This window comes from Tenacibaculum sp. ZH5_bin.1, from assembly GCF_042865525.1.
Taxonomy (GTDB): domain Bacteria; phylum Bacteroidota; class Bacteroidia; order Flavobacteriales; family Flavobacteriaceae; genus Polaribacter; species Polaribacter mesophilus.
In genome coordinates this window covers 1408377-1424684 of sequence record NZ_JBEGIO010000001.1, presented here as the reverse complement: position 1 = coordinate 1424684, position 16308 = coordinate 1408377, and the positions used below count along the sequence as shown (strand labels likewise).

General features: G+C 32.8%; 17 protein-coding genes and 1 riboswitch. Of the genes, 1 reads left to right on the top strand and 16 read right to left on the bottom strand.

Annotated elements, in window-relative coordinates:
• Positions 1–294: 294 nt before the first annotated feature.
• The 11 genes from moeB to ABHQ57_RS06580 form a co-directional block, all read right to left on the bottom strand.
• Positions 295–1344 (bottom strand): molybdopterin-synthase adenylyltransferase MoeB, encoded by a 1050-nt coding sequence (gene moeB / locus ABHQ57_RS06630; RefSeq protein WP_167713440.1) that lies wholly within the window; start codon positions 1342–1344, stop codon positions 295–297.
• 48 nt (positions 1345–1392) lie between these two features.
• Positions 1393–1746, bottom strand: a complete 354-nt coding sequence (locus ABHQ57_RS06625) for a four helix bundle protein (protein ID WP_167713438.1) — start codon at positions 1744–1746, stop codon at positions 1393–1395.
• Between the two features lie 58 nt (positions 1747–1804).
• Positions 1805–2929, bottom strand: coding sequence for a 2-iminoacetate synthase ThiH (gene thiH / locus ABHQ57_RS06620; RefSeq protein WP_047789802.1), 1125 nt, complete (start codon positions 2927–2929; stop codon positions 1805–1807).
• Positions 2930–3035: 106 nt separating this feature from the next.
• Entirely contained in the window at positions 3036–3806 is a 771-nt protein-coding gene (locus ABHQ57_RS06615; protein ID WP_047789803.1) for a thiazole synthase, read from the bottom strand.
• A 10-nt stretch (positions 3807–3816) separates the two neighbouring features.
• Positions 3817–4464: a thiamine phosphate synthase gene (gene thiE / locus ABHQ57_RS06610; RefSeq protein ID WP_167713434.1), complete on the bottom strand. Its 648-nt coding sequence runs from the start codon at positions 4462–4464 to the stop codon at positions 3817–3819.
• Positions 4461–5216 (bottom strand): hydroxymethylpyrimidine/phosphomethylpyrimidine kinase, encoded by a 756-nt coding sequence (locus ABHQ57_RS06605; RefSeq protein ID WP_167713432.1) that lies wholly within the window; start codon positions 5214–5216, stop codon positions 4461–4463. Before ABHQ57_RS06605 ends, thiE begins: the two co-directional genes overlap by 4 nt.
• 33 nt (positions 5217–5249) lie before the next feature.
• Complete coding sequence (locus ABHQ57_RS06600; protein ID WP_073181415.1) at positions 5250–5852, bottom strand: thiamine phosphate synthase; 603 nt, start codon at positions 5850–5852, stop codon at positions 5250–5252.
• A gap of 73 nt (positions 5853–5925) precedes the next feature.
• A complete protein-coding gene (gene thiC, locus ABHQ57_RS06595; protein ID WP_159490050.1) occupies positions 5926–7785 on the bottom strand; it encodes a phosphomethylpyrimidine synthase ThiC in 1860 nt (619 codons plus the stop codon).
• Positions 7786–7830: 45 nt separating this feature from the next.
• On the bottom strand, positions 7831–8034 hold the full coding sequence (thiS, locus tag ABHQ57_RS06590) for a sulfur carrier protein ThiS (protein ID WP_047789808.1): 204 nt from the start codon (positions 8032–8034) through the stop codon (positions 7831–7833).
• 67 nt (positions 8035–8101) lie between these two features.
• Positions 8102–8196, bottom strand: a riboswitch (TPP riboswitch).
• A gap of 97 nt (positions 8197–8293) precedes the next feature.
• Positions 8294–9247 carry an arginase gene (locus ABHQ57_RS06585; RefSeq protein ID WP_231128385.1) on the bottom strand — a complete coding sequence of 318 codons (954 nt, stop codon included), beginning with the start codon at positions 9245–9247 and terminating at the stop codon, positions 8294–8296.
• 62 nt (positions 9248–9309) lie between these two features.
• A complete protein-coding gene (locus ABHQ57_RS06580; protein WP_047789810.1) occupies positions 9310–10596 on the bottom strand; it encodes a citrate synthase in 1287 nt (428 codons plus the stop codon).
• Positions 10597–10980: 384 nt separating this feature from the next.
• On the opposite strand from ABHQ57_RS06580, the gene ABHQ57_RS06575 reads away from it, so the two are divergent.
• Complete coding sequence (locus ABHQ57_RS06575) at positions 10981–11835, top strand: hypothetical protein (protein WP_167713430.1); 855 nt, start codon at positions 10981–10983, stop codon at positions 11833–11835.
• Between the two features lie 80 nt (positions 11836–11915).
• Here ABHQ57_RS06575 and ABHQ57_RS06570 read toward each other — a convergent pair whose 3' ends face one another.
• The 5 genes from ABHQ57_RS06570 to rplQ form a co-directional block, all read right to left on the bottom strand.
• Positions 11916–12509: a hypothetical protein gene (locus tag ABHQ57_RS06570; protein WP_167713429.1), complete on the bottom strand. Its 594-nt coding sequence runs from the start codon at positions 12507–12509 to the stop codon at positions 11916–11918.
• Positions 12510–12513: 4 nt separating this feature from the next.
• Positions 12514–12939 (bottom strand): hypothetical protein, encoded by a 426-nt coding sequence (locus ABHQ57_RS06565; protein ID WP_389862870.1) that lies wholly within the window; start codon positions 12937–12939, stop codon positions 12514–12516.
• Between the two features lie 271 nt (positions 12940–13210).
• On the bottom strand, positions 13211–14500 hold the full coding sequence (gene eno / locus ABHQ57_RS06560) for a phosphopyruvate hydratase (protein ID WP_073181426.1): 1290 nt from the start codon (positions 14498–14500) through the stop codon (positions 13211–13213).
• A gap of 72 nt (positions 14501–14572) precedes the next feature.
• Positions 14573–15682, bottom strand: coding sequence for a glutamine-hydrolyzing carbamoyl-phosphate synthase small subunit (carA, locus tag ABHQ57_RS06555; protein WP_073181428.1), 1110 nt, complete (start codon positions 15680–15682; stop codon positions 14573–14575).
• Between the two features lie 97 nt (positions 15683–15779).
• Positions 15780–16256 carry a 50S ribosomal protein L17 gene (gene rplQ, locus ABHQ57_RS06550; protein WP_047789815.1) on the bottom strand — a complete coding sequence of 159 codons (477 nt, stop codon included), beginning with the start codon at positions 16254–16256 and terminating at the stop codon, positions 15780–15782.
• Between the last annotated feature and the right edge of the window lie 52 nt (positions 16257–16308).

Sequence of the window (16308 nt, the reverse complement as noted above, 5' to 3'; positions counted from 1 at the left end):
TTTATATAGTAGACTTAATCTTTTATTCCCCTTTAATAGTCTGCAAATTAAGTGAAAAATGTAATCACAACAAAGCTTTTTTACCTTATAATACTTTTTTATATAAAAACCACTTAAAATACTGTTAATTTTTATTAACAAATTAAATTTATGTATAAAGAATTTTAAGTCTTAAAAAAAGAATTCTCTATACTATAATAAACTTTGCTTGACAAGCAAAAACATTTATACAATAGCAATACAAATCCTTCTAAAAAAAGCCCGCTAATTGTGATAAACTATGCACACTAAAATTTATACTCCTCCCTTTAAGTTTATAAAAGTAACGGTGTCAAATTGCTGTTCTAAAAAATCAATTGCACGTTGGCTACGTACTCCTGATTTACAGTACACTATTACAGGTTTTTCGGTATTTATTTCATCATATCGTTGAGCAAGCTCTCCTAAAGGGATATGTTGTCCTCCAATATGGTGGTGCTCTCGTTCCCAATCTTCACGAACATCTAATAAATTATAGAATGTTAGATTATTTTGTAACTCCTCTAAAGTTATTTCGTGGGTCGCTGTTTTAATTCCACAAAAGAATTCATAATCGTTATCTAACTCTGTTACCTCAGCTTTATCAGTTCTTTCAAACTTTAATATCATTTGACGCATGCTTAATGTATCATACATCAATAATTTATTAGCTAACACCTCCCCTATTCCACAAATAATCTTAATAACTTCATTTGCTTGTAAACTTCCTATAACTCCAGGTAACACACCTATTACACCAATTTCTGAACAATTGGGTGATTCTTCTGGTTTGGGTGGTGTTGGATATAAACATCGGTAAGTAGCACTTCCTTGATAATTAAACACACTTACTTGTCCTTCAAACTTAAAAATAGCCCCATACACCAATGGCTTTTGTGTTAATACCGCTGCATCGTTGGTTAAATAGCGTGTTTCAAAATTATCGCTACCATCTACAATTACATCATATTTCTCAAATAATGAAATAGCATTCTGATTTGTTAATTTTTCTTTATACACATGAAATTGAACAAAAGGGTTCAATTTAGATAAACGATTTGCTGCTGTTTCCGCTTTAGACTTTCCTATATCATCTATCGTATATAAAACTTGACGCTGTAAATTACTTTGATCTACTATATCATCATCAATAATTCCAATCGTCCCAATACCTGCTGCCGTTAAATATTGTAATACAGGACATCCTAATCCACCAGCCCCTATAACTAATATCTTGGCTTGTTTTAGTTTTAATTGTCCTTCTTCCCCTATTTTATCGAGAATTAAATGACGGTTGTATTGTTTTTGTTCTTCTTTTGTTAGCATTTGGTTATTAGCTATTCGCTTTTGGCTATTAGTATTTATTTTACAACTTTATTTTCTTAACCTTGAGTATAATACATTTAACATTTTTCTTATTGAAATTATTTCTCTATTTAAATTTTCATTGTCTTCGTACGACAAATAATTCAATTCACTTGCAAATTCTAGAAGGTACTCAACCTCAGCTGATGAACCTGATGCTATATTAACAAAATAAGCAAATTCTTTTTCTGTATTTCTACTAACTCCTTCAACAATATTCGTTGGAACTGATAATGAAGCTCTTCTTAATTGTGAGGTTATTCCATATATTTCTTCTTTAGGAAAGCCTTTAGTTAACTCGTACACTTTTAATGCTAGCTCATGTGATTTTTTCCACACTTCAAACTTTCGATAATTTCTCATAGCTTTTTTATTTGTTTTTCAATCTTAATCATTACCTCAAAAAACCAAGTGCTAACAGCTAAAAGCCAATCTTTCCAAACTGCTCCCAATCTTTCCAAACCACTTCTAACCCTTGACCTTTTAGCATCTGTACAATTTCTTCTGTACTTCGTTCGTCTGAAATTTCAAATTGCTCTAACGATTGTGGTTCAACACTATATCCTCCAGGATTTGTCTTTGACTCTGCACTTATTGAGGTTGCCCCTAAATTAACAATATTATTCCTAAAAACTTCACTTTCTCGGGTAGACATTGACAGTTCTACATCTTCATCTAATAATCTAAACGCACAGATTAATTGTACCAAATCTGCATCCGTCATTTCTACTTTGGGTTCTAATCCTCCTGAATGTGGTCTCAAGCGTGGAAATGAAATAGAATACTTCGTTTTCCAGTAGGTTTTTTGTAAATATTTTAAGTGTAATGCTGTAAAAAAGCTATCAGCTCGCCAATCTTCCAGTCCAAATAAAGCTCCTAATCCTATTTTATGAACACCTGCTTTCCCCAATCTATCAGGGGTTTCTAAACGATACTCAAAGTTTGATTTTTTCCCTTTCGGATGATGTTTTTTATACTCTTGTTTATGATAGGTTTCTTGATATACCAATACGGCATACAACCCATTCTCAATTAACAATTCATATTCATCTTGATCTAAAGGTTGAACTTCAATAGTAATATTTGAAAATTGTGAACGAATGAGCTGAATCGCGTTTTTGATATAATCAACTCCCACTGTTCTGTTAGCTTCCCCAGTAACTAACAAAATATGATCGTAGCCTTTTTTCTTTAAAAAAGCAACTTCTTTTAATATTTCATCGTCGGTTAATGTTCTTCTCGGAATTTTGTTTGTAAAACTGAATCCGCAATACGTACATATATTCTGACACTCGTTACTCAAATACATTGGAGCATACATTTGAATGGTATTTCCAAATCGCTTTTTAGTAAGCATGCGACTCCTTTGCGCCATTTGCTCTAAAAATGGTTTTGCTGCAGGAGAAATGAGCGCTTTAAAATCTTCCAAATCGAGTTTATCCTTAGATAAAGCACTTTCAACATCAACGGATGTTTTATTGAAAATGCTTTGTAAAGTTTCATCCCAATTGTATTGATTAAATATGGTTGTAAATGTTTTACACATCTTTTAATTTTTATTCGTCATCGTAAGCGAAGCGAAGAAATCTTTATTTTTTTAGGTTCTCAGCAAACAGATTACTTCGTCCTTTTCTCCTCGTAATGACGTTATACTAACTTAAAAAACTCGTTAATGGGCTACTTGCTTCTGCTTGTTTTCTTACGGGAGCTAATTTTGCTTCATATGCCATTCTTCCTGCTTCAACTGCCATCTTAAAAGCTTGTGCCATCGCTACCGGATTTTGTGATACCGCAATAGCTGTGTTTACTAAAACAGCATCAGCTCCTAATTCCATAGCATATGCCGCATGCGAGGGTGCTCCAATACCAGCATCTACAACTACTGGAACATTAGATTGTTCTATAATGATTTCTAAAAACTCCAACGTCTTCAATCCTTTATTACTTCCAATGGGCGCTCCTAAAGGCATTACACATTGTGTTCCTACTTCTTCTAATCGCTTACATAAAACCGGATCTGCATGAATGTAAGGCATCACTACAAAACCTTTTTTCACCAATTCTTCCGCAGCTTTTAAGGTTTCGATAGGATCAGGTAATAAATATCTTGGGTCTGGATGTATTTCTAATTTTACCCAATTCGTTTCCAAAGCTTCTCTAGACAATTCAGCTGCAAACACTGCTTCTTTTGCTGTACGAACTCCCGAAGTGTTTGGTAATAAATTGATTCTTGAGTGGCTTAAATGTGATAAGATATCATCATCTTCATTTTGAACATCTACTCTTTTTAAAGCAACTGTTATCAATTCACTTTCTGATGCTAGCAAAGCCTCTTTCATTAATTGTGAGGAACTGAATTTTCCTGTTCCTGTAAATAATCGTGAGGTAAATGTTTTATCGGCTATTGTTAAGTTGGTATTCATTATTGCTAATTTATTGCGCTCCTATTTTGTACACTTGTTCATTGGTACTTGGAGCTTTTAAAATTTTATGAAATGTAGGAATCGAGTTGAAATTTTGTGTAATTGCTCCTGAAACAGCGACTCCATATACTCCTGTGTTTATAACTTCAGATACGTCTTCTATAGTAATTCCTCCAATGGCTATTATTGGAGTGGTTGTTTTCAACTCTTCTAAAAGCATCTGGTAGCCAGTAGTCCCTAAAACTGGACTCAAATTCTTTTTAGTTTCAGTAAACTGATAAGGACCTAAACCAATATAATCTACTTTTTTCTCTAGTAGCATTTTACAATCTTCTAAAGTATTTGCTGTTCCTCCTACGATATATAAATCACCTAAATACTCTTTTGCTTTTAACGGACACGTATCTGTTTTTCCTAAATGAACTCCATCTGCTTTGATTTCTTTAGCTACTTTGTAATAATCGTTTATGATTAAACGAGTTTGAAAATGACTCGTAATTTCTCTCGCTTTTTGAGCTGTTTTTAAAATAGTTTTCGGATCCAGATTCTTTAATCGGAGTTGTACCCACTCTGCTCCAGAAGCACAAGCTCTTTGAACATTTTCTAAGTGTTCTTCTGGAGTTTTCCCTTGAGTTATATAGTGTAATTTACTTATCATGTATAGTTGTGCTCTCCTAAGAGCGTTTTATTAGAGTTTAAAAATTGTTCTGTATACCATTTGGCATTTGTACATGCATCTTCTAAAGAAAGTTGTTTGGCTATGTTTGAAGCTAAAGCTGAAGACAACACACAACCGCTTCCATGCTTTTCAAAAACGGATGTAGCTTTCGGTGGAATATTCAATTGTACTATCTTACTGTGATATACTTCATCCCATCCTTTTTTATCTTCTCTATGTCCTCCTTTTAAATAGATATTGGTCTTTTCTGAAATGAATTCAATGGTTTCTTCAATCGATTTATTAGAAAACAAAACTTTGATTTCATCATAATTTGGAGTGATAAAATCACAATGTTGCAATACTTCTTCAAACACCTTTATATTCTCTTCGGAATGAAAATCAAATCCAGCACTGGCTTTTAAAATAGGATCCAATACTATTTTTATGGATGAATTGTATTTTTTTAGTGTTTGAACAACCTCCAATAATACATTCCAAGATTGGATGATTCCTATTTTTGCTACTGATATTTCAAAGCGTTCAAATAAAGTTTCTACTTGATTGATGATGGTTTCTTTATCAACCCAAACACAGTCTTTAAAATCGATGTCATTTTGAACTGTAACTGCTGTACATACCGATAATCCATATAACCCATGTGCTTCAAAAGTTTTAATATCCGAAGTCAATCCTGCTCCACTTGACGGATCAAATCCTGCAATCGTTAGTATGTAAGCTTGTTGTTTCATTTTTTATTAATATGCTTTCTTTTGATAAAAAGATTACTTCTTCATATACTTCTCGTAATGACGCTTGATATTTTTAAAGCTTTCAACTGGGGTTTCTGTATTCCAAACTCCTCCTAACACACCTATTCCTTGAAAACCTAACTCTAAGGTTTTTTGAATGGTATCAGTATTAATTCCGCCCATACCTATAATGGTTTTATCAATATGATTTACATCAAAACCTCTTCCTTCGTATCCTTTCTTTGAAATAGAAGAGAAAACAGGACTTAATAAATGGTAATCAAATTCGATGTCGCAATTCGCTAGAACTGAAGGTTCATGAAAAGAGCTACTCATCGTTTTTCCTATCATGTTTAATCCTATAAAATATTCGCTTCCATTCTCTAAAGCATCAATTCTTTTTTGCTCTTGAAAATGAATTCCTTTTAGGTTGAATTCATTAATGAGTTTATGAAAATAATGAGTAACTATTCTATCATGATACTTTTCATCTATCTTATTCAAATAAGCTACATGCTCCTCGTAATTCTTATCAGGTTTTCTGAAATGATAATATTCCAATCCTTCTTTAAATAATTGTTGAAGGATTTCAATCTCATTTGGAATATCTTTTTCTGGAGCTATTAAAACAATCATATAGTGAATTTTAAATTATGAATTACGAATTTAGAAATTGTCAACTCGTAATTCATAATTCTAAGTTTAGGTTTTATAGATAAACTTCTGAACCTTTGTCTTTAAACTCTTTAGATTTTTCCTCCATTCCTTTTGCAAATACTTCGTCTCCTTCCACTTTATTTTCTGCTGCAAAGTCACGTACTTCCTGCGATATTTTCATAGAACAGAATTTTGGCCCACACATAGAGCAAAAATGTGCAATTTTAGCTCCTTCTGCTGGTAAGGTCTCATCGTGATATTCTCTAGCTAATTCTGGGTCCAATCCTAAATTGAATTGATCTTCCCAACGGAACTCAAAACGTGCTTTACTTAAAGCATCATCTCTGTGTTGCGCTCCCGGATGTCCTTTTGCTAAATCCGCTGCATGGGCTGCTAATTTATAAGTAACTACTCCTGTACGTACATCTTCTTTATTAGGTAACCCTAAATGTTCTTTTGGTGTTACATAACACAACATGGCACAACCAAACCAACCAATCATTGCCGCTCCAATTCCTGAAGTTATATGGTCGTATCCTGGAGCAATATCCGTAGTTAAAGGCCCTAAAGTATAAAACGGAGCTTCATCACAAGCTTCCAATTGCTTATCCATATTTGCTTTAATCATATGCATTGGCACGTGACCTGGACCTTCTATAAAGCATTGTACTTCATGTTTACGTGCTATTTTTGTTAGCTCCCCTAACGTTTCTAATTCAGCAAATTGCGCTTCATCATTCGCATCGGCAATACAACCTGGTCGTAAACCATCTCCTAACGAAAAAGCAACATCATAAGCCTTCATAATTTCACAAATTTCTTCGAAATGAGTATATAAAAAGCTCTCTTTATGGTGTGCTAAACACCATTTTGCCATGATAGAACCTCCTCTTGATACAATCCCTGTAATACGTTTTGCCGTCATAGGCACATAACGTAAACGAACTCCTGCGTGAATCGTAAAGTAATCTACTCCTTGCTCAGCTTGTTCAATTAAAGTATCTCTAAAAATTTCCCAAGTTAAGTCTTCAGCAATCCCATTTACTTTCTCTAAAGCTTGATAAATAGGTACGGTTCCTACAGGTACAGGTGAATTACGGATAATCCACTCTCTAGTTTCATGAATATTTTTACCTGTAGATAAATCCATAATATTATCAGCACCCCAACGACATGCCCAAACTGCTTTTTCTACTTCTTCTTCTATTGATGAGGTGGTAGCTGAATTTCCAATATTCGCATTGATTTTCACCAAGAAATTACGACCTAAAATCATTGGTTCTGCTTCTGGGTGATTGATATTTGATGGAATAACTGCTCGTCCTCTTGCTACCTCTTCTCTCACAAATTCAGGAGTAATTTTTGCAGGAATACTTGCTCCGAAATCTTGCCCTGGATGTTGTTTAGATAAACGTGTTATTTCGTCTATTCGCTGGTTTTCACGAATGGCAATATATTCCATTTCAGGAGTAATAATTCCTTTTTTTGCATAATGTAACTGTGTTACATTTTGTCCTTTTTTAGCTCTCTTAGGTTTATGCTTTAAGTTAAATCGTAAATGGTCTAAACTTTTATCATTTAAACGTTCGTTACAATAATTCGAAGTAAATTCATTTAATTCTTCTACATCTCCTCTCTCTATAATCCATTCTTCTCGAATACGTTCTAATCCATTATGAATATTAATCTCTTTATTGGGGTCTGTATAAGGACCTGAAGTATCGTATACTGTAACTGGCTCATTAGGTGTTCTTTTTTTAGTCATCGAATCCACAGTATCACTCAATTCAATTTCGCGCATTGCTACTTTTATCTGTGGATGAATTTTTCCTTGAACATATATTTTTTTGGAGTTCGGAAATGGTTGTCTTGTTACACCATCTTGTTTTGGAGCTGTATCTTTTTTCTTCATTTTAAGGTTGTTTGTTTATAATTTGAATTTTGTTTGCTGAAAATATTATCCTCCTTGTGTAGATTTAATGATTAAAACTTCATCATTGTTTTGGAGTAGTTTTGAAGACCAATCTGTTTTTTTTACCACACTACTGTTAACAGCAATAGCAATTCCATTGGTTTTAATTTGTAGTTTATCTACTAATTCTTGCAATACTAATGGGCTTAAAAACTCTTGTTGATTATTGTTTACTTTTATCGTTATCATACTAACATATATTTAAAGTAAACTGTAGAAGAAATTCAGAATTGTTTTATTATGAACAATACCTAAATAAGATTTTATAACTTTTCCCTACGCTGGTGTTAACCATATCAGGTTCAAAGGATCTTTCTCAAACTAGCGAACTAGCTACTCCTAAAGTTTACTGCAACAAATATAAACGTTTATTTTTTCTAAAACGACCTCTATAAAAATAAAAAAGCGAACTTTTAAAAGTTCGCTTTTTACAAAAATTATTATAATACTATAAACTCTTTACCTTTTTAGTTACTTCTTCAAGAACTTCAAACGCCGTTTCAGCCATTTTATTTCCTTTAAAGTCTAGTAATGGGTTTACTTCAACAAACTCCAAACAAGCTACTTTATTACTTGCTAACAATCCGTTAATTATATCAATGATTTCATGTTGATCAAATCCTTTAGGTACTGGTGTTCCTGTACCATAAGATATCATATCACAATCCATTGAATCTACATCAAACGACACATATATTACATCACAAACAGATAATTTATCTAAAGCTTCGTTTACACAAACATCTAATCCACGGTAACGAACTTCAGCAACCATATAGTTTTTAATACCATATTTTTCCATTTGTTTGTCTTCTGGTTCTTCTGTATCACGAACACCAAAGAAAATGATGTCTTCAGGTAAAACTTTTTGCCCTGGAGTACCTATGTTTTTCATACGTTCCCACAACTCTGATGTTTCTCTGTCTACATCATTAATTTGGCAGTCTAAATTATCATCTGAAATAGCGGCAGATAAAGGCATTCCGTGAATATTTCCTGATGGTGATGTATAAGGAGAATGTAAATCTCCATGAGCATCAATCCAAACTACCCCTACTCTTTTATTAGGGTTAGCTGCTTTTATTCCACTGATAGTTCCTAACGCTGAAGAATGGTCTCCAGACAAAACTATAGGAAACTTCCCTTCTTGTAAATTTACTTTCACGTGGTTACTTAATCGTTTACATTGATTAAAAACGCTATCAATTCGTTTTGCAAACGAATTATTTACCTTATTATAAATAGATTCGTTTTCAGTGATTACATCTTCAAAATCAAAAGAATCGAAATAATTACTTTTTTTATTTATCGCTGCAATTTCAATCGCATCTACTCCCATGTCAGACCCACGAGTTCCTGCTCCAATGTCTGATCTGTTTTTGATAATTTTAATTTCTTTCATCATGAGTTATTTTACATAAAAAAATGCCATTTAATTATTTTAAATGACACTTTTTAAATAGTTTATCTCTTGTCTAATTCTACGAATTCCCTTAAGTTCTCTCCAACGTAAACTTGACGTGGACGACCAATTGGTTCTTTGTTTAAACGCATTTCTCTCCATTGAGCAATCCATCCTGGCAAGCGCCCTAGAGCAAACATTACTGTAAACATTTCTACAGGAATCCCCATAGCTCTATATATTATTCCTGAGTAGAAATCTACATTTGGATATAGTTTTCTATCTACAAAATATGGATCATTTAATGCTTCTTGCTCTAATCCTTTTGCGATATCTAAAATTGGGTCTTCAACTCCTAAGTCATTTAACACTTCATCGGCAGCTTTTTTGATGATTCTTGCTCTCGGGTCGAAGTTTTTATATACACGATGTCCGAATCCCATTAAACGGAAAGGATCATTTTTATCTTTAGCTTTTGCCATGTACTTTTTAGTATCTCCCCCATCTTCTTTAATTGCTTCTAACATTTCAAGTACTGCTTGATTTGCTCCACCATGTAAAGGTCCCCATAAAGCTGAAATTCCTGCTGATAGCGATGCAAATAACCCTGCATGAGAAGAACCTACAATACGTACTGTAGATGTAGAGCAGTTTTGTTCATGGTCTGCATGTAAGATTAATAACTTATCTAGGGCATCTTTAACTATTGGATTTAATTCATACTCGTCATTAGGTTTTTGAAACATCATTGTTAAAATATTCTCAACATAACCTAACTTACGTGAACCGTAATTTAATGGCAATCCTTGTTTCTTACGTAAAGTCCAAGCTACCAATACTGGGAATTTCCCCATTATTTTAACAATAGCTTTATACATATCTTCTTCTGAGTCAACATTAACAGAAGATGGATTAAAAGCTGTTAATGCAGACGTTAACGACGATAATACCCCCATTGGATGTGCATTCTTTGGAAAGGCATCAATAATTTTTTTGATGTCATCATCAACAATAGCTTCATCTAAGATGTCTCCATAAAATTTATCTAATTGTTCTTTAGTTGGTAATTCTCCAAAAATTAACGCATAAGCCACTTCTAAGAAATCTGCTTTTTCTGCCAATTCTTCAATTGAATATCCACGGTATCTTAAGACACCTTCTTCACCGTTTAAAAATGTTATAGCACTTTGGCATGAACCTGTATTCTTGTATCCTGGGTCAATAGTTATAACTCCACCCGTGGCTCCTCTTAAGGCTTTAATATCAATTGCAGTTTCATTTTCTGTTCCTTTTATTAAAGGAAACTCATACGTATTTTCGCCAATTTGTAATTTTGCTATATCTGACATTTTTTACTATAATTTTTTATGATTGAAGTGAGTTGCGAAGATACCATTTTTTGAATTATTTTAAAAGTTAGAATTGATAGATTTTTAATATGTAAAAATCAGTTTATTTTATTAAAAAAAACAAATCTAATCTTACTTATAATACAACGCCTTACCTAGAAGAAAGACACAATTAATTTCTCTTATAAAATTGATTTAATCTTAATTCTCTTATTTTTTCAGACCTTACAAACTTATTTAAGCATACCAAATTCCGTATTCTTTTAGAGTGTGTATTTTTTTCTTGATAACAAATTAAATACACAATATCTTTTATTTAACTCCGTTAACAAAACAACATATATTTTTAGAAAAAATTAATTCAATTCATAAAACCCTTTCACAATGAAAAAAATTAAATTTATTATTGCATTATTATGCATATCAATTCTTGCCGTACAATGTACCAAAGAAGACAATAATTTAACAAACGACAACGCCCCTATGGGAATTAACTCTCCAAGCATGCTAGAAATTAACAATGCTGAGTGTTACACTGTTGACGGTTTTGGTCCAAACTCTTATTGGGCTGATTATATAGTTAACCAATCTACCACCAATTTTTTAAAAACTGAACACAACGAAGCTGCGAGTTTTTTTGGAATGGGTAATGTACCTTTATACTTAGCAGGTGGAGACGGAACTTTCAATGCTCTTTCTTATTCTAATGGTTATGTAGTATGGGGAGAAGAATTGCTAGCTAGTGCTTTAAATTATGGTAATGTTGCTATTGCTTATGTTGCTGCTCATGAAATGGCACATCAAGTACAGTTTAGAGACAATACTATTCCTAGCGGCAATCATGTTAGTGCTACTGAATTAGAAGCTGATGGTTTTGGAGGATATTTTATCCGTAGAACTTATACTAGTGATTGGAATACTGCAGCGGGTGCTTACAACTTCTCACAAACATTAGCTGGTCCTAATGGAAGTTCTCATGGTACAGCTGCACAAAGAAGATCTGCTTTTAGGTTAGGTTACTTATTAGGAGATAACGGTACCTATTCTAACAGAAACTTTGATGCAAACTTTTTTTACTACTATGACTATTATGTAAAAGATGGTAGATTAAAGTTAGAATTAGTTAAGCCTGCTACTATCGAACAAAGTCAGCACGAGCATATTGTAGCACACTTAGAAGAGTTACAAAAAATTGCTTCAGGAGAAATTTCTGAAGAAGAATTCTTAAACTTAAATTAAAATATAATCGACTAAAATAAACGAATTGAATTGAATTTCAAAGGCTGTTTTATAATTTAAAACAGCCTTTGTTTTTTATACTATTTAGCCTTGATTTGGTTTTTCTTTATCTTCTTCATAATTCTTTTCAAAGCACTATGAATAATAAGGTTTGAGTTTTTTGAAAGCGCATAATCATTATCTTTTTCAGAAACAACTAATTTACCAACTACTGTTTGACTGTATATTATTTTAAATATGTTTAAATCGTAGATACTAAGTGTCACCTCACCTATGTTTTTTGAAGAATCAGTTAGAGAATTACTTGCCCCTAAAACACCCACTTCATTGGATATATTTTTAGTTCTAATATCAATAAAGTAATCATAACCTGTGCCGTATTTTATATCTTTTAAAATAGATTTATCAAGACTAGGTGAAATATTACTAGGAATTAATAGTCCTTTCATGTTGCTAACTACCAAAAGTCTATTACCTATAAGTTCAGAAAATCGTTCATTTGCCATTTCAGTTAAACCATCTTTTCTAATGTTTTTAAAAGAAGTAACATCATTTAACAACCACTTTCCTTTTCTGAAATCTAATCGTGAATTTACATCTCCAGAATGAGTGTATTTTACCAAATTACAAGACGTAATTACAATAACAGCAAGTAATATGTATAAGTTTTTCATATTTCTATAAATCAAACCCTAAATTTAGTTGTAACATTAAGGGGAAAAAACCATGACCTCCATTTACATCAAAATAATAAATAGGTCCCATATCAAATAAAAAGTGAAAGTTTTTACCATATTTACGTTGGATACCCCAAGTAGGTCCGACAGCAAAATCTAAATTATCAGTTACTACATCATCTCCAAAAAGAGTTTTACCTCTTGTTAAAATACGAACTGATATAAAATTTGCTGAATTGTTGGTTATATTCAAACCTTTAGTTTTACGTTTATCAAAATTATAAAACCATCTCTGTTGCACGTCTAAAAAAGGGTTTATGGCATATACTAACCCTGTATCTACACCAGAAGCTGAAGAGTGTGGATAACTTCCACTATATCCTATTCCTACCCCTATAGAAAGAGTTGAGTTATTTCCAATAGGCATTTCATATTCAATCCCTGGGTTTAAAAAATTTACTCTCCAAACACGCTACGTTAGTTGTTCTTGAGAAAATACTGTAGCAACAAATAAGCTACAAATAAGCAGGAATGATTTTTTCATAATTATTTTTTTAGTTCATAAACAACTATATAAAAAGTTAGAAGTGTTTTACCCTACTTTTACTTCTTATATTTAAACTATTTATCAAAAAACAATACTATACTTAACTAAAAAAGCCCGTACTTAAGTACGGGCTTTAAAGTTTATTAAAAAATTATTTTATTTTAAACGCTTTTTCTTTCGGATAATAAGCTACATCTGCCAATTGTTCTTCAATACGTAATAATTGATTGTATTTTGCCATACGATCAGAACGTGAAGCAGAACCTGTTTTGATTTGTCCACAGTTTAAAGCTACAGCTAAATCTGCAATCGTATTATCTTCAGTTTCTCCAGAACGATGACTCATTACAGAAGTATATCCTGCATTATGCGCCATGTTTACCGCTGCAATTGTTTCTGTTAATGTACCTATTTGATTTACTTTAATTAAGATTGAATTTGCAATTCCATTCTCAATTCCTTTTGATAAACGCTCAACGTTTGTTACAAATAAATCATCTCCAACTAACTGAACTCTATCTCCTACTTTTTCTGTTAACATCTTCCATCCATCCCAATCGTTCTCATCCATTCCATCTTCAATAGATATAATAGGGTATTTTTCACATAATTCAGCTAAATAAGTAGCTTGTTCTTCTGAAGTTCTTACAGCACCTTTATCTCCTTCAAACTTAGTATAATCATACTGTCCATCTATATAAAACTCAGCTGAAGCACAATCTAATGCAATCATCACTTCTTCTCCAAATTTGTATCCAGCATTCTTGGTTGCTAAGGCAATTGTTTCAATAGCATCTTCTGTTCCTTTTAAAGTTGGAGCAAACCCTCCTTCATCTCCTACTGCTGTAGATAAATTACGGTCATGCAATACTTTCTTTAAGTTATGGAAGATTTCAGACCCTACTTGCATTGCTTCTGTAAAGTTTTGAGCTTTTACTGGCATAACCATAAATTCTTGGAATGCAATTGGTGCATCTGAATGTGAACCTCCATTAATGATATTCATCATAGGAACAGGTAAAGTATTTGCTGAAACTCCGCCTACATAACGATATAATGGTAATCCTAATTCATTTGCTGCTGCTTTTGCTGCTGCTAAAGAAACACCTAAAATAGCATTCGCTCCTAAAACTGATTTGTTCGGAGTTCCATCTAAATCAATCATCAATTGATCGATCATGTTTTGCTCAAATACAGATACTCCTAATAACTCTTGGGCAATAACTGTGTTAACATTTTCAACCGCTTTTAAAACACCTTTACCCATATAATTGTCACCTCCATCACGTAATTCAACAGCTTCGTGTTCTCCTGTAGAAGCACCAGATGGTACTGCTGCTCTACCTACAATTCCATTTTCTGTAGTTACATCTACTTCCACTGTTGGATTTCCTCTTGAATCAAAAATTTGACGTGCATGAATGTTTATTATGATACTCATAGTTATTTGCTTTTAATATAGATTCCCGTGATTGTTAATTCACGGGAATTTATTTATTATACTTTTAAAAATTTATGCTTTTACTTTTTTGATGTTCTCAATAAACTGGTCAAATAAGTATTCAGCGTCATGTGGTCCAGGACTAGCTTCTGGATGGTATTGTACAGAAAATACATTTTTAGACTTCATTCTAATACCTGCTACAGTATTATCATTTAAGTGTACATGTGTTATTTCCACATCAGGATGCGCTTCTGTTTCTTCTCTATTGATAGCAAAACCATGGTTTTGAGAAGTAATTTCTCCTTTTCCTGTCAATAAGTTCTTTACCGGGTGATTAATTCCTCTGTGACCATTGTGCATTTTATAAGTAGAAATCCCGTTAGCTAACGCAATTACTTGGTGCCCCAAACATATTCCAAACAATGGTAAATCTTTTTCGATAATTTCTTTTGCTGTCTTTTGAGCTTCTACTAGAGGCTCAGGATCTCCAGGACCGTTAGAAATAAAATATCCATCAGGGTTAAAATCACTCATTTGTTCAAAACTCGCATTGTAAGGGTACACTTTAATATAAGCCCCTCTTTTTGCTAAGTTTCTTAAAATATTTTTCTTGATACCTATATCTAAAGCTGATATTTTTATTTGAGCATTTTCATCACCTACAAAATAAGGTTCTTTAGTTGATACCTTAGAAGCTAATTCTAATCCTTCCATATTAGGAATTTCAGCTAATTGCTTCTTTAATTCGTCTATTTTATCTACTTCAGTTGAAATAATAGCATTCATAGCTCCATTTTCTCTAATGTAAGATACTAACGCACGTGTATCTACGTCTGATATAGCTACTAAATTGTGTTTCACGAACCAGTCTAATAAATTTCCATCTGAATCTACACGAGAGTGTGTAAAACTAAAGTTACGACAAATTAATCCTGAAATTTTAATTCCTTCTGATTCTACTTCTTCATTATTAACTCCATAATTACCAATATGAGCATTGGTAGCTACCATTAATTGTCCAAAGTATGAAGGGTCTGTAAAAATTTCTTGGTACCCTGTCATTCCAGTATTAAAACAAATTTCTCCTGTTGCGGTTCCTTCTATTCCAATAGATTTTCCGTAGAAAATAGTTCCGTCTGCTAATAGAACTAATGCTTTTTTACGTGTTTGATATTTCATTTAGTGGTGTTGTGTAATTTGTTTGCAAAAATATATAAAAAAAGGGACAAACATTAAATGTTTATCCCTTTGATATAATTTATAAAAATTCTCATTTTTATTCTTCTTCTTGTGAAGTTTGAGTTTCAACAGCTGCAGCTTCAGTTTTCTTCGCTCCACCACGACGGCTACGACGAGTACTCTTTTTAGCTTTATTTCCTTTTGGATTGTATAACTCGTTGTAGTCAACTAATTCAACCATTGCCATAGGAGCATTATCTCCTTGACGGTTTCCTAACTTGATGATACGAACATATCCTCCTGGTCTGTCTGCTACTTTTACAGAAATTTCTTTGAATAATTCTGTAACAGCTTCCTTGCTACGTAAGTAACTAAATACTACACGACGGTTGTGAGTTGTATCGTCTTTAGATTTTGTAATTAAAGGCTCAACAAACTTACGTAAAGCTTTCGCTTTAGCTTCAGTAGTATTGATTCGCTTGTGCTCTATTAAAGAACAAGCCATGTTAGATAACATCGCTTTTCTGTGCGCTGTTTTTCTACCTAAGTGATTAAATTTCTTTCCGTGTCTCATGACATTTGGTTTTAGCTCTCATCTTGCTACTACTCTAATTTAGAGGAGCAAA